14 protein-coding genes are annotated in these 14,184 nt (G+C 64.3%); 2 read left to right on the forward strand and 12 right to left on the reverse strand.

Annotated features, from left to right (window positions below):
• Window positions 1–115: 115 nt before the first annotated feature.
• The 3 genes from ARTSIC4J27_RS15010 to ARTSIC4J27_RS15020 all read right to left on the reverse strand — a co-directional run bounded on the left by ARTSIC4J27_RS15010 (window position 116) and on the right by ARTSIC4J27_RS15020 (window position 3,147).
• Complete coding sequence (locus tag ARTSIC4J27_RS15010) at window positions 116–319, reverse strand: cold-shock protein (protein ID WP_050056011.1); 204 nt, start codon at window positions 317–319, stop codon at window positions 116–118.
• A 253-nt stretch (window positions 320–572) separates the two neighbouring features.
• Window positions 573–2,018 (reverse strand): SLC13 family permease, encoded by a 1,446-nt coding sequence (locus tag ARTSIC4J27_RS15015; RefSeq protein ID WP_050056012.1) that lies wholly within the window; start codon window positions 2,016–2,018, stop codon window positions 573–575.
• 10 nt (window positions 2,019–2,028) lie between these two features.
• Window positions 2,029–3,147, reverse strand: a complete 1,119-nt coding sequence (locus ARTSIC4J27_RS15020; protein WP_050056013.1) for a PrpF domain-containing protein — start codon at window positions 3,145–3,147, stop codon at window positions 2,029–2,031.
• A gap of 238 nt (window positions 3,148–3,385) precedes the next feature.
• Here ARTSIC4J27_RS15020 and ARTSIC4J27_RS15025 point away from each other — a divergent pair, with 238 nt between their 5' ends.
• Complete coding sequence (locus ARTSIC4J27_RS15025) at window positions 3,386–4,324, forward strand: LysR family transcriptional regulator (protein WP_050056014.1); 939 nt, start codon at window positions 3,386–3,388, stop codon at window positions 4,322–4,324.
• 52 nt (window positions 4,325–4,376) lie between these two features.
• On the opposite strand, the gene ARTSIC4J27_RS23585 is transcribed toward ARTSIC4J27_RS15025, so the two are convergent.
• Complete coding sequence (locus ARTSIC4J27_RS23585) at window positions 4,377–4,634, reverse strand: type II toxin-antitoxin system PemK/MazF family toxin (protein WP_050056015.1); 258 nt, start codon at window positions 4,632–4,634, stop codon at window positions 4,377–4,379.
• The gene (locus tag ARTSIC4J27_RS15035) at window positions 4,631–4,834 is read right to left on the reverse strand and encodes an antitoxin MazE family protein (RefSeq protein ID WP_050056016.1); all 204 of its coding nucleotides are present in this window, start codon (window positions 4,832–4,834) and stop codon (window positions 4,631–4,633) included. Before ARTSIC4J27_RS15035 ends, ARTSIC4J27_RS23585 begins: the two co-directional genes overlap by 4 nt.
• A gap of 334 nt (window positions 4,835–5,168) precedes the next feature.
• On the opposite strand from ARTSIC4J27_RS15035, the gene ARTSIC4J27_RS15040 reads away from it, so the two are divergent.
• Entirely contained in the window at window positions 5,169–5,621 is a 453-nt protein-coding gene (locus ARTSIC4J27_RS15040) for a DUF4383 domain-containing protein (RefSeq protein WP_050056017.1), read from the forward strand.
• Window positions 5,622–5,731: 110 nt separating this feature from the next.
• Here the strand turns inward: ARTSIC4J27_RS15040 and ARTSIC4J27_RS15045 are convergent, their stop codons facing one another.
• From ARTSIC4J27_RS15045 to ARTSIC4J27_RS15075, 7 genes are all read right to left on the reverse strand, one after another.
• Window positions 5,732–7,099, reverse strand: a complete 1,368-nt coding sequence (locus ARTSIC4J27_RS15045; RefSeq protein ID WP_050056018.1) for a right-handed parallel beta-helix repeat-containing protein — start codon at window positions 7,097–7,099, stop codon at window positions 5,732–5,734.
• Window positions 7,100–7,155: 56 nt separating this feature from the next.
• Window positions 7,156–8,106 carry a carbohydrate kinase family protein gene (locus ARTSIC4J27_RS15050; protein WP_050056019.1) on the reverse strand — a complete coding sequence of 317 codons (951 nt, stop codon included), beginning with the start codon at window positions 8,104–8,106 and terminating at the stop codon, window positions 7,156–7,158.
• Between the two features lie 47 nt (window positions 8,107–8,153).
• Window positions 8,154–9,731, reverse strand: a complete 1,578-nt coding sequence (locus ARTSIC4J27_RS15055) for a glycoside hydrolase family 32 protein (RefSeq protein WP_050056020.1) — start codon at window positions 9,729–9,731, stop codon at window positions 8,154–8,156.
• A 52-nt stretch (window positions 9,732–9,783) separates the two neighbouring features.
• Window positions 9,784–10,827 carry a LacI family DNA-binding transcriptional regulator gene (locus ARTSIC4J27_RS15060; protein ID WP_050056021.1) on the reverse strand — a complete coding sequence of 348 codons (1,044 nt, stop codon included), beginning with the start codon at window positions 10,825–10,827 and terminating at the stop codon, window positions 9,784–9,786.
• A gap of 69 nt (window positions 10,828–10,896) precedes the next feature.
• Window positions 10,897–11,850, reverse strand: coding sequence for a carbohydrate ABC transporter permease (locus ARTSIC4J27_RS15065; RefSeq protein ID WP_050056022.1), 954 nt, complete (start codon window positions 11,848–11,850; stop codon window positions 10,897–10,899).
• Window positions 11,850–12,737 carry a carbohydrate ABC transporter permease gene (locus ARTSIC4J27_RS15070; RefSeq protein WP_050056023.1) on the reverse strand — a complete coding sequence of 296 codons (888 nt, stop codon included), beginning with the start codon at window positions 12,735–12,737 and terminating at the stop codon, window positions 11,850–11,852. The genes ARTSIC4J27_RS15065 and ARTSIC4J27_RS15070 overlap by 1 nt, the downstream gene beginning before the upstream one ends.
• Window positions 12,738–12,817: 80 nt before the next feature.
• Window positions 12,818–14,095: an ABC transporter substrate-binding protein gene (locus tag ARTSIC4J27_RS15075; protein WP_050056024.1), complete on the reverse strand. Its 1,278-nt coding sequence runs from the start codon at window positions 14,093–14,095 to the stop codon at window positions 12,818–12,820.
• Between the last annotated feature and the right edge of the window lie 89 nt (window positions 14,096–14,184).

Genomic DNA, 14,184 nt, shown 5'->3' on the forward strand with positions numbered 1-14,184 from the left:
CGTGAAGAGTGCTTTGGTGTCTTTGTAGCACTACCGGGTTAAGCAAAAGCAGGGCCGGTCAGTGACCGGCCCTGCTCAAAAATTGAAACCCTGAGGCCCCAGTTTCCCTAAGAAATTAGAGAGCCTGGATGTTGGTGGCCTGGGGACCCTTGGGGCCCTGCTCGGTTTCGAAGGAAACCTTCTGGTTCTCTTCGAGTGAACGGAAGCCGTTGGAGTTGATCGCAGAGTAGTGTGCGAAAACATCCTGTGAGGAGTCATCGGGGGAAATGAAGCCGAAGCCCTTTTCAGCGTTAAACCATTTGACGGTACCAGTAGCCATTATTTTTGTCCTTCGTGAAGGTGGAGGAAAAGTCCCGACTTTCGGGTCCTCCGGTGTGGGGTGTTCAAAACCGCTACTTCAGAAGAACGCGGACTTTCGACCGCGCGTACTGCCTGAACTACCAACTGCATAAACACAACAACAGGATCAACCCTACAGGAGTTTTTGCGGACGGATTACCACAGCGGCCGTGGTACCGAAGTTCCGAGACTTCACGCGCGGCAGCCCCACGGCGAAATGGCGGCGGGGTTGGCTACATGATGCCGGTGGGTACCAGCAGGGCCCAGGCCAGGGCCGGAGCAACCAGCACCACGCCGCCGGCGTACATCATGAGCTGCTTGTAGACGCGCTGCCGGTCGTTGTCGCGGGCGTTGGCAACCACCAGGGCCCCGTCGGTGGAGAAGGGCGAAACATCCACCACGGTGGCGGCGATGGCCAGTGCGGCGACGGTGCCGGAGGCGCTCAGGCTGCTGGTGGCCAGCAGCGGACCGGCGAGCGGGATGAACGCGGTCAGCAGGGCGGTGGAGGACGCAAAAGCCGAGCCGACGCCGATCACGTAGCAGAGGACCAGTGCCACGAGCAGGGGCGCACCGAGTGCCAGGGCCTGTTCGGCGAGGGTGTCGATGACGCCCACGTGCTGCAGGAGTGAGACGTAGGTGATCATGCCCGCCACCAGCAGGACGGTGGACCAGGAGACGCCGCCGATGAACGTCTGGTGTTCCTTGATGTTGATGAAGGCGAGCAGGAGCCCGGCGGACAGTGCCACGAAACCGATGGGCATGCGGAAGCCCAGGGTGCAGACAAGCATCGCGGCGATCAGGACGAGGGTGAGGATCTGCTGTCCGTGCGGGCGGCCGGCGCTGGTGGTGTCCACGTCGGCAAGCTGGCCTCCTTCGCCGTCGCGCAGTTTGCCCAGGAGGCCGAACAGCACGATGGTCAGGACGGAAAGGATGAGGTTCAGCGTGAAGCTGGCAATGAAGAGTGAGCCCTGCGAGATGGGGAACCCGTTGTCAACGGCGATGTTGTGCACCAGCACGCCGGCCACGGACAGCGGGGAAAAGCCGCCGGCGTGGGCGCCGTTGATGATGAATGCGCCCATAACAACCGGGTGGATGCGGGATTCGTAGGCGAAACCAAGGGCGGCCGGTGCCAGCAGGGCGACGGCGGCGGGCGAGAAAGTGCCCAGCGAGGTGAGCGCGGCGGCCATCAGGAAGAAGACCCAGGGCAGCAGCATCGTCTTGCCCCTGACCAGGCGGACGCAGCTTTGGACGATGATGTTGATGGTGCCGTTCCGCTGGGCCATGCTGAAGAAGTAGGTGACGCCGATGATGGTCAGGACGATGCTGGCCGGGAATTCTTCCAGGATCTGCTTGTCCGTCATTCCCAGCATGAAGTAGCCGACGCCGAAGGAGGCTACCAGCCCCATCACGCCGATGTTCAGCGGCCACTTGGTGGCGACGACGAACATCACCACGAGGATAACGAGCGGGATGATTTGTACGGCTGTCATGGTGTGCTCCGGGTCCGCGGCGGCCCCCGGGTTGAGGATGCCACCCCCCAGCACGAGGGCGGCCAGGCCCAGGATGGTCAGGCCGGCTACCGCCATCAGTAGGATACGGCGGCGGCGGTTGGGACGCGGTGGCTGTTCGTCCCGGCCCTCCTCAAGAATGTCAGTGGGTCGTTGGGCTGTTTTGGTCATGGCTTACTCCTCATTGAGTGGCTCCCGCGAGGACGGCAGGTGCAGCGCTGCCGGCTACCTCGGGGAGGTGGATGATGGTGGTGGCGATGGTGCGGGCAGTGCGGTCGACGCCGACGAGCAGGCTTCCGCCGTGCTCCTCGCTCCAGGTTTCAATCACGCCGGCGGGGGTTCGCAGCCGCAGGGTGGCTCCGGGAGCGCCGCCCGTGATGGTGTGCAGCACGGTGCCCGGGGTGCGGGCGGCCAGGGTCAGGGCGATGCTGCCGGTGATGGCCAGCGCCGGGTGCGGCCTGCCCATGGAGAGCATCATGACGTTGACGTCCGCGCCTGCTTCAGCGTCGGCGGGCGCGGCCACGATGGCGAGCTTGGGGATGGCCCTGGCAGCTTCGGCAGTGGTGGGAGCCAGGCCCATCCGCACGGCTGCCTGGCGCCGGATGTGCTCCAGGGTGTCCAGCTGCAGTTCCACGCCTGGGCGCCACGTCTCGTAGCGGGCGGGGTCCAGGCCCAGCTCCTCGGCGCGGACCATCACAACCGGCGCACCGGCGTCGACCATTGAAACGGTCCAGCCGGTCCCGCCGGCGGTGATGCTGTCCGTTGCCGCGCCGGTGGGAAGCAGGGCACCGGTGGTCTTGCCGGCCGGGTCCTGGAAGCCGAGGCCCACCGGGTAGCCGGGGAAGGGGACGCCGGGCATCTGTCCTTCCGGGATGACCGGCAGGGCGCCATCAGGGGTGGGGACGCGCTGGACGATGACCTGGTTGGTGTTGGTGTTGCGGGTGACGATCCGGGTGACGTCCCCGGTAGGCACAACCCAGCCCTTCTCGATCGCGTACAGGCCCACTACCGCGGAGCCGTTGCCGCAGTTGCTGCCCCAGTCCACGCCGGCCTCTTCGATCCCTACCTGGGCGAAGGTGTATTCGACGTCGATGTCCCCGCCGGCGGGCCGGTGCAGGATGATCGCTTTGCTGGTAGTGGAAGTGGCCCCACCCACGCCGTCAATCTGGCGCGCGTCCGGACTTCCGAACAGCCGCGGCAGCAGCACATCAAGGCTGGCACCGCCCTCCTGGAGATGCTCCGCTTCGAACACCCAGCACTTGCTGGTGCCTCCGCGCATCCATTCCGCTTCGATCTTCATCGACTCTCCACCTCTCCTTCGCCTCAAAACTGTTGAGGGCCTACGAAAAGGTTGAGCCGGATCACACTTTAGGACAATGTTGGATAATTGAAAGGGGATGTAGAGTTTCTTCAATCATTGGCTGCAAAGGGAAGTAGTCCACGCTTTCGGTCTCAGCTTTCCCGTCCCGGTAGCGGAAAGGGCCCGTCTTTACGGGCATCGTGCAGTGAATGAACGAAAAGAACAGAGAGGCGCACGGATGCTTAACGAAGAGGACCAGCCCTTGTTCGATATCCGCCGGCTTGCCCTGCTCCTGGAGGTGGTGGAGCAGGGGTCGATTACTGCGGCGGCCGAACTGATGATGTACACGCCTTCGGCCGTTTCCCAGCAGCTGCGAAAGCTCGAGCAGGAAGTGGGGCAGCCCCTGCTCAACCGCCGCTCCCGCGGGGTGGTGCCCACCGAGGCCGGGCAGGTACTCGCCGGGCACGCCCGCAAGATCGTCCGCCAGATGAAGGCAGCCCAGTCGGATCTCGGGGAGATCGCCGGGCTGAAGCGCGGATCCCTGACCGTGGGCACGTTCCCCACATTGGCCGGATCCTTCATTCCGATCGTCATCCGGACCTTCAAGAAGCGCTACCCCGCCATCGGCCTTTCCCTTCGCAGCGCCCGCTTCGATGAGCTCGTGGCGGACCTGGAATCCGGTGCCACAGGCTTGTGCCTGCTCTGGGACTATCCCTGGAACCGTTTTGAGGACGAGTCCATCCGGGTCACTGAGGTTTTCCAGGAGAGCACGGTGATCCTGGTGGCCCGTGGACACCAACTGGCAGGCCGGGAGGAGGTCAGCATGGAGGATCTGCGCAACGAGTCGTGGATCGTCCGGGCGGAGGCCCACCCCGTGGTGGAAGTCCTGCAGCGATCCGCCCACGACGCCGGCTTTGAGCCGACCATCGGGTTCCTGGCCAACGACTACCAGGAGGCGCAGGCGATGGTGAGCGTCGGGATGGGCGTGGCCATGGTGCCCAAAACCGCGGTCTCCCTCCAGCATCCCGATGTCAGGGTGCTCAGCCTGGGCGCCGCGGCACCCTTGCGGCGGATCCTGCTGGCGCAGCGCCAGGACAAGGTCTACGCCCCGGCCGAGGTCGCCTTCCACTCCACGCTGCTGGAAATCGCGCGGGAACGCTCCGGGGATTATCTATAGCTTTACGTGCTGACGCGCGTAGGCCACAACTTGCGACACTTGTGTCGACACCTCAGCCGTCCTGAAGCTGGTGATGGCGGAAGAAGAATCCGCAAGTGTTGCCGACTACCTCATGAGCCCGCGGCCAGACGCCTACGGCCCCGCGGTCTACGGTTAACCTCAGCAACGGAGCGCCTGTCAATTGTGAGATTAGCGGCAAAAGGGTGATGGACGCCGACTCCGCAAACAGGTCGTCCTGGACGATGAGCGCAGGACGTGGCTTTTGGGCGTAGGTGCCTCCGGAGACCGTCCATAGCTCGCCACGTTTCACTCCGGCCAGTCTTCCGAAATCTGCTCGATGAAGTCTTGGTCATCGGTAGCCCGGTCTGACGCGGCAACGGCCAATGCTTGCCGGCGCGCCTCACGCTTGAATTCTTCCGTCCGTGCGTCCGGCACCCACATCTGAATTTGCCGGAAGCCCCGCTCCCGCATCGCCAGACGGTGCCGGGCAGCCCAACCCCTTGCGCTCATAGAATCATGCTAGATGTAACGCTGGGCAGGAAGACGCCTGCACCTCCCGGAACACGCGCACATGCTTCCGTCGCGGATGCAGCGATTTACCCAAGTGGCATCCAGCTTCCCGCCGCTGACGCCGAGCCTGATCACCGGGGCCCGCACCACCGCGTCCTTCGAGGGAATACGGATCCGCGCGGACCACTGCGGCCTGGCGCCAATGGTTGCGCTCCCGGCAGGAATTTTCGGCCATCACCCATCCTCCACGCGACGTCCTGCGAATAGCTGGCATACCCCCTTGGGTCAGCCAAACCGGCAGCCCAACAACACAAACCGCATTCAGGAGGTCACCATGGCAACACACACCAGCACCGGCATGGCAGCACGCACCAATGTCCAGAAGGCATCGATGGTTGTGGGGGCGGTGTTCCTGCTGGTCGGCATCCTGGGCTTCGTGCCGGGCATCACAGGGAACTACGACCAGTTGGGCTTCGCCGGCCACCACTCCGAGGCCCTGCTGCTGGGCCTCTTCCAGGTCTCAGTCCTGCACAACATCGTCCACCTGCTCTTTGGCGCAGCGGGTATCGCCCTGGCAAGGTCTGCCGCGGGCGCCCGTTCATTCCTGCTCTACGGCGGGGTCATCTACCTGGTCCTCTTCGTCTACGGCCTGGTGATCCCCCAGGATTCCGTGGGCAACTTCGTGCCACTCAACGGCTTCGACAACATCCTGCACCTGCTGCTTGGCGTGGGGATGATCGCCCTGGCCGTAATCCTCACGAAGGGCCACAGCAAGGCACGCGCTTAAACGTCTTTCCCGGCGGACACCCCCCGGTTGCACAGAGAAGGGTATGGCCCCGGCCGCAGCTACAGCTGTTGCCGGGGCCATACCCGTTCAGGGGCTTGTGCCTGATCGGGTTACCGGGCCGCACGCACCTGTACCGCCTCCGCACCGACGGCGGGGGTGAACCGCAAGGCGTTAACAGCCCGGTCCGCGCTCACCTGGGCATCGCTGCCGGAATCGAGGATGGTATTCCGGGTCGATTCGGAATCCACCATCACGGCCGTGACGGCGAGGCCTGCCGACGTCCCGGTGGTCAACAGGGCATCCACCTGGGCTTCGAAGCAGGAGTCGCTTGATGCGGAGTCAACGTCCAAAGCCACCACGTGGTTGTTGGAGACGAAGTTGCCTGCCCCTGCCATCAGCCGGATGATCACCGGCCTTGCACCTGCCGGCCGGATGCCCTGGGAGTCGATGACCTCGGAGAAGTGGTTGCCGATGACCGAGTTGTTGCTGCCGCTGACGCAGAGAAGGCCGGTGAGATCGTCCAGTCCGTTGTCCACTCCGAAAAAGGGCGTCCACGGCTCATGGTCACGCAGGAAGTGGTTCGTGGCCACCAGGTTTTCCGAACTGTTCGCTGCGAGCATCACCATGCCCGGGTAGAACGAATGCAAACGGTTGTTGGTAACGCTGGACCGCGTAACGCCCTCGAGATGGACGCTGCTCGCACCCCGGGGGAAGACGTTGTTCGCGGTAATCAGCAGGCCGCCATGGTTCTGGGCGTAGATCGAGTGGCCCTTGAAGCCGGCCCCCACCAGATTGTCGGTGATCTTTGACGCCTGGCCCCACCCGCGCAGTTCGATGCAGCTTCCGCACTCCGCGATGAAGTTGCCGTGGATGGAGAGCGCGTCCGCGTGGTAGATAGTGACGGCGTTTTCCAGGTAGACGAACCCCATGCCGGTCACGCGGAAGGAGTCATTGGCGCTCGCCACATAGATGCCGGTCTTGCCGTTGACGTACGTGTTCTCCGCAGGCAGCGCCGAGCCGTCCGGCCTGAAGTGCAGTCCATCGATGCAGAAGTTGGAGAACTCGAGCGAGCTGATCCGCGGGCTCCCGCTCCGCTCAACGTAGAAGGCGGCTCCCTTCGATTCCTCTGCGTCTTCGGCCCGGGGGATGTCCACCAGAATGCGGCTCCCGCCGGGCCACAGCTCGTGCAGGTCGGGCCACTCGTCTTCGGGCACGTTGAACCGGATGCTCGATGACGTAAAGCCGTGCCCCGATCCCTCGATCCGAAGGAAGCTGATGTCGATCACCACCTGCGTACGGAGACGGTAGTCCCCCGGCGGAATGTAGATCACGGCGCCGGGCTTTCCGCCCTGGTTCACATCGGCGTCGGCCTGCCGGTCCTTGATGTCAGCGATGATGCTGTTGATGACTTCCCCGACGTCCTCATACGGGTTGCCGACCGGCCACGTCGTCACGTCGTAGCAGTTGTTGCTTGGCATGGGTTCTTCCCTTTCATTGTCGGAAGTCGTTGCACCAGGTTTCGCTCCGCCAAGATTCACTGTGCCACCGGCTGATGCTCGGGGAGGTCCGCCTGCAGTTCCTCCAATGTGGGAGGGTTGGCGCCCGGGCGGCGCACCGTGATGGCGGCTGCTTTGGCTGCCATGCGGCCCAGTGATTCCAGCACGGACGGTGCCAGCCCGTCTGCTCCGCGCATCAGGAGTCCGTAGATCAGGGCAGACATATACGAGTCGCCGGCCCCGATGGTGTCCACCACGGCAGACCTGACCGAAGGAACGGCTACCTGCGCGGCGCGGGTGGTAAGCCGGGACCCCTCCGCTCCCCTGGTGACGGCGACCAGCCCCGCACCCAACCCGAGGATGCGCTGGGAGATATCTTCCAGGGACACCCGCGGATAGAGCCACTCCGCGTCCTCGTCGCTGAGTTTCACTACTTCCGTGAACGGGACGAGTTCCTCGAAGATGGTTTTTGCCTCGAACTGGCTGCCAAGCAGTGCTGGGCGGATGTTGGGATCGTAGGTGACCACGCAGCGCCGGTGCGACTGCTCAAGAAGCTCCCTCACCGCTGCAGCCCCCGGGGCCAGGAACGTGGCGATCGAGCCGGTGTGCAGGATTTTGGGAAGGGCAGCCGGAGCGGTCCGCGCGAGGTCCCACCGGATGTCGAAGTCGTAGTGGGCGGACCCGTCGGACGCCAGCGTGGCAGTGGCCGTCGCGGTTGCGCCGCTGCCCTTGGACCCTCGCAGGAGATTAACACCAGCGCGGTGCAGGTGCTCCTCGATGGCGGCGGCATGGTGGTCGTCGCCGATCGACGTCAGCAATGCCGTGTCGGCACCCAGCCGTCCGAGCCCATAGGCAACGTTTGCGGGTGATCCGCCGGGGTGCTCCACAGTGCCGTGGGAGGAGATCACGATGTCCACGAGTGCTTCACCCACAACAAGGACATCAAGGCCCGCTCTGGGGTCACCGCCGGGGAGCTGGACTGGTGGCATTTTCTGGACCTTTCATGGAGTCAAGCATGTTGGTTGGAACCGCGCGATCAGGTAAGTGTTGAGACGGATAGCTTCAGTATCGTTGCCGGGCCGCCCTCGGCCGAGAGCCAGTTCTCCCCATGTTCGGCGTCAGGGAAGATGAGGTCCGTCAGGACCACCTTGCCGTCCTGCGCGAATACCTCAACTGAGCAATGGTCGACGACGATCTGCAGCTTGAGCACGCCGTCCTCGAGTACCAGCGGGGCTGATTCCATGGATGGGAACTTCTCGTGGAAGCCTGTGTTGCCCGATTGACGGCGGTCCAGGACCAGCCGGGCGCTGGCAGTGTTGTAGCTAAGAACAGTGCCCTCGCTCCCGTCGTGGCCCCCGAAGAGGCGGAGACCAACACGTTCGGAGGCGCCGGGCACGATCTCGGCGTCAATGATCTGTGCGCTGCCGGGCACCGCATCCGGCAACCGGCGGGCTGAGTTCCGCAGCTCAAAAGTGCCGGCGTTCAGCTGCTCCTCGGAAGCGAGTAACGCTCCCCCAGGCTGGGCCAGGACCGGTTGCTGGACCAGCCGGGCGGAGCCGTTGACTTCTGTCAGCCGCACCTCGCGGGCAAGGGTCATCGAGGACCGCCAAGGAGCGGTGGGCAGGTGGTTGGCGTAGTCCCAGTTGTTCATCCAGCCAATGACGATCCGCCGGCCATCCGGTGCATTGCTGAAGGACACCGAGGCGTAGCAGTCGCGTCCCCAGTCCAGCCACAAGCACTGCTGCAAGGCTGCCGAGCGCGCCTCCGGGTCGGGGAGGGAACTGAGCCCGCCAGGCGCCACGAGTGACCCGGGCTCGGGAACGAACCGGACGCCGTCGAAATGCCCCACGAAGTACTGGCCGCCGGACCCTCCCGCCACGGCACCCGGATTAACGTTGACGATCAGTACCCATTTGATGTTGTCCGGGTCTCCGTCCACCGCCAGGGGAAAGAGGTCCGGGCACTCCCATTCGCCGGCGTCGGCGTTAGCCGGGCCGAAGTCGCTGAGGAACTCCCAGGTCTTAAGGTCTTCGGAACGGTAGAGCACCACCGTCTGGTGCTGCGCTTCGACGGCGACCATCACCCAATAGTCTCCGGCCTCCCCCTGGTAGCGGAAGACTTTGGGATCGCGGAAGTGCGCCGAGTTTCGGGTGAGGACGGGGTTGCCTTCATACTTCCGCCACGTCATTCCTGCGTCCGTGCTGTAGGCCAGGGACTGGGCCTGCGTACCGTTGTATTCTGACGCGGCCTTGTAGGCGCTGGTGTAGATGGCGACGAGGGCAGGTGCTTCCGCGGTGCCGAAACCGGACGTGTTGCCGTGGTCCACCACCACGCTGCCGGAGAAGATGTCCTCGTTCCCGTCGCAAGCAATGGCTACAGGGTGTTCCGTCCAATGCAGCAGATCGCGGGAGGTGGCGTGGCCCCAGGACATGTTGCCCCAGACATTGCCGTACGGGTTGTTCTGGAAGAAGAGGTGGTAGAGGCCGTCGTGGAAAACCAGGCCGTTGGGATCGTTCAGCCAGGTGTCCCTTGCCGTGAAGTGGATGGCAGGCCGGAAGCCGGAGGTCTCGGCCGGGGCTGTTTCCAGGCGTGCGGCATCTAGGTAACTGGACATGTGGTGCGTTCCTCTTGGGACGTTGAAAGGGGGAAAGTGGAAGGGCAGGCTGCTACTGTAGCGGCGCCGCGATGGAATCGCGGGTCACGAGGGGGCAGCCCAGAATGGTCGGGTGGAGTGCCATGAGAGACAGGTCGGTCTTCCCCTCGACGGCGTCAATCAGGTGCTCGGTGGCCCATGCCCCCATCTCGTAATGGGGCAGGGCCACGGTGGTGAGGCCCGGGTGGAGGTTGGCGGCGATCAGTTCCTGGTCATCGAAGCCCACTACTGAAAGGTCGGCAGGAATGCTGAGGCCCAACTCGCCAGCGGCGCGGTAGGCACCCATCGCCATCCGGTCGTTGTAGCAGAACAGTGCCGTAGGCCGGTCATCCCGGGACAGGATCCGGCGGGCCGCCTCATAGCCGCCGTGCACCTCGGAGACCTCGGACTCGACGGGTGCCGCACCGCCGTCGAGTCCTGCTTCGGCCAGCGTGGTCCGGAAGGCATGGAGCCGCTGGCGGGTCGCGGGGACGTCGTCGGTGTTGTTAAGGAAGCCGATCCGCCGGTGCCCGGCCGCGAGCAAAGCCTGCACAGCGGTGCGGGCACCGCCTTCCTCGTCCGGGATGACGGCGGTGATGTTTCCGCCGGCGGCCACCGAGTCCACCAGGACCGAGGGAACGCTGCCGAGATTGGCCGGCAGCTCCACGATGCGGTGGTACATGGTGGCATAGAGGATGCCGTCCACCCGGCGTTCCAGGAGGGCCTCGACGTCGTCCCGCCGGGATTCGAGGCTGGCTGAGCCGGAGGTGTTGATGATCATGAGGTTGTACCCCCGGGCTTTGGCAGCCTCCTCCGCACCGAGGATGATCCGGCCGGCGTGGGGCGTGGTGGCGATGTCCTCGCTCACCAGGCCCAGCATGCCCGTCCTCTGGGTGCGAAGGGCTTGGGCCAGGCGGTTTGGCCCGTACCCCAGTTGTTCCGCCGCGGACCGGACCTTGTCCCTGGTTTCGGGGCTGATCCGGGCATAGGCCACTTCATTGAGGACGTGGGAGACGGTCGTCACGGACACGCCGGCGGCGGTGGCCACGTCCTTGATCCCGATGTTCTTGTTGCTCATCTGTCTCCCACGTCCTTATGGTCGGTGATGCCCCTGGGCGTCATCAGTAGGCTACTGGTTATTGGTGGTCTAGCCCTTGACCGCGCCGAGCGTCATGCCTGCGACGATCTTGCGCTGCAAAAGCAGGGTCAGGAGGATGACCGGGATGGAGTACACGGCGGCCAGGGCCGTCATGGATCCCCAGTCCAGGCCGAACTGGGTCTGGAAGTTCGCGATCACCACTGGCGTTGTCTGGGAGCGGATGGCCGTCATCAGGAGTGCGAACAGGAACTCGTTCCAGGAGGCCAGGAAGGCGAAGATCGCGGTGACCGCGATGCCGCCGGACACTACCGGGATTACCACCCGCCACAGGGCTCCGAGGCGGCTGCAACCGTCCACGGTTGCCGCTTCCTCCAGGTCCTTGGGCACCGCTTCGAAGAAGCTGGACATCAGCCAGATCGAGAGCGGCAGCGAGATGGTGGTATGCGCGATGGACAGTGCGATCGGTGTATCGGACAGGCCCATGGAGGCCATCATCGAGGCCAGCGGAATGCCGATGGCCACCGGCGGCACCATGCGGGTGACCAGCGCAGCCATGATGAAGATCCGGCCGCTCAGGGTCTTGTACCTGGTGATGCCGTAGGCCGCGGGTACCGCCAGCACCAGTGACAACAGGGTGCTGATGATGGCCGTCTGGATGCTGTTGATGAAGGACGCCACCACACCGCTGCGGCCCAACGCGTTGGTGTAGTTCTCCAGCGTCCACTCCCGCGGGAGGATGGTGGGCGGCACCGCGATGGTATCGATGGGCGTCTTGAAGGAGGTGAAAAGCAGGTACAGGAACGGGAACCCGTAGAGCACCATCGCCACGGCGAGGAGGACCCACAGCAGGGTCCTGGTGCTGCGGCGGCCCGCTTCCAGGCCTTCGCGGTTGACGCCGCGGCGCTTCCGGCCGCTGCTGCCTCCGGAGGTTGGCACGGAAGGTCCTGCAACCGCCGCAGGTGACTTCCCGCCGTCGTGCGTTGTTTTTTCAGCGACGCGCATCAGTTGTCCTTTCCTGGCCGCCAGATGGTGGACACCGCGACGAACGCGACGGCGAGCATGGCCAGCAGGTAGAGGGTGCCCATGGCGCTGGCCAGTCCGGGGTCGCCGAACCGGATCATGGTCCGGTAGATCAGCAGGCTCATGGTTTCCGAGGCGGACTGCGGGCCGCCGTTGGTTTGGATGAGGATGGTGTCGAAGGCCCGGGCCGCGTCGATTCCGCGGACCACGAGGGCCACGGCGATCACCGGCCGCAGCAGGGGCAGGATGATGCGGAACAGCATGGCCGGGGCGCGTGCGCCGTCGAGGCGGGCGGCTTCAATCAGGTCACCCGGGATGTTCTGCAGCCCGGCGAAGAGCACCAGGCACATAAAGGACGTGGTCAGCCAAATGTCCGGAATGGCCACGGAGTAGAGCACGATGTTCGGATCCGAGAGCCAGCCGATCTGGTTGGGGTTGGACAGGATGCCGGCCTGGTGCAGGAGGGTTCCGATGAGGCCGAAGTTGTCGATCATCAGGAACTTCCAGAGAAGGCCTGCCACGATGGGGGCGATCATCAGCGGGTACATAAAGACGGTCCGCCAGATTTGCGAGCTTTTGCCCAGCGTGGTGAACAGCAGTGCCATGCCCAGGCCGAGGGCGAATTCGAGCGTGACCACCACCAGGGTGTAGGCCAGGGTCCGCCAGCCGGCGCCGACAAAGGCTTCGGAGGCGAAGGCCCGGACGTAGTTGTCCAGGCCCACGAAGTCCCGGGGACCGCCGGCGATCGGTGAGATCTTGAAGAAGCTGTCCGCCACGAGGCGGAACAGCGGGAATGCGACAAACACTGCCAGGAACAGCGCCGCTGGTGTCATCAGGAACAATGCGAAGCGGCGATCGGAGATGCGCACGGTTTTCTCTTCCGCTGGTTGGGGCCGCGGCCGGCACCGGACTTGCTGTGCCTGTTCGGCAGGTGCCGGCCGCGGGGGTCTTACTTGACGAGGTCCTCGATCTGCTTCTTGGCATCAGCGAGGAGGGTGGCGGAGTCACCGCCGGCTACGGCTTTCTGCAGCATGGGAACCAGGACGGTGTCCACGATCTGCTGCCACTTCTCGGTGGCCGGGCGTGTGGCCGTCGCCGTCCCGTTCAGGGTTTCGATCAGCGGGCCGAAGCTTTCATAACCTTCCTTGTCCTGGTACTTCTCAAAGGCGGAGATGCGGGAAGCCAGGCCGAGGCTGGATTCGATGCCCATGCTGTTGTTGTCGTAAGCGCACTTGATGAACTTCTTGGCAGCATCGGCATTCTTGGTTGCCTTCGGGACGGTGAGGTACCAGGGCCCCGGGACGCCGCCGATGCCGGCAGATCCGGCGATCATCGGAGCGGTACCCACCTTGCCGGCCACCGGTGAATCCTTGGGGATTTGCCGGTAGGCGTGGGCCCAGAAGCGGGTCATGGCGGTCTTGCCCTGGTTGAACAGGTTCTGGGCGGCGGCCCAGTCAACCTGCGCGGCACCGGACGGAGCGGACTTGACCAGGCTGACGTAGAAGTCCAGGGCTTCCTTGTGCGCGGCGTTGTCGATGACCACCTTGTCGCCGTCCAGGACCATGGGCGAGCCGGCCTGCAGGACGTGGGCGAGCCATTCTGTTTCCACGCCGCCCTTCACGTCCGTGCCGTACATGCCGTCCTTGGTGAAGAATTCGGCGATGTCCTGGTACTGCTTCCAGGTGGTGGGGGCGGCCAGCTCGTAGCCGTACTTGGCCTGGAAGTCGGCCTTGTTCTTGGCGTCCTCGAAGAGGTCCTTGCGGTAGAGGATGATCTCGGCGTTGGTCCACGCCGGGAGGCCGATGAAGTGGCCGTCCACGTTCGCTTCCTTGACGAGGGCGGGGAAGATGTCCTTCTTAGCCTCGTCAGTGAAGATTTCATCGATGGGCTGGACAGCGTCCTTGAAGCTGGGCAGCCAGACGGAGTCCAGGGCCGCGACGTCGAAGGAGACGTTGCCGGAGGAGAATTCGCTGGAGAGGCGGTTGAACATGCCGTCGTAGGGCAGTTCGACGAAGTTGACACTGACTCCGGCGTCCTTTTTGCACTGTTCGGCGACACCGGTCAGTTCGGCTTTGCCGCCTGCTTCGACGAGGACGTTGACGGTGCTGGCGCCGGCGCTACCCGTGGTGGACGGGCCCCCTGCGCCGCACCCGGTGGCTGCCAGTGCCACGGCGGTGCAGATGCCGCCGATGGTGACGAACCTGTTGATGGTCTTTCGAGTGGACATCGCTGTCGACTCACTTTCTCTCGAACGGAAAGGGCGAGACAATGCTTGGGGTGAAAAATCGTTTTGCTAAAACGACTTGGCACCAAGAT

This window comes from Pseudarthrobacter siccitolerans (genome assembly GCF_001046895.1).
Lineage (GTDB): Bacteria > Actinomycetota > Actinomycetes > Actinomycetales > Micrococcaceae > Arthrobacter > Arthrobacter siccitolerans.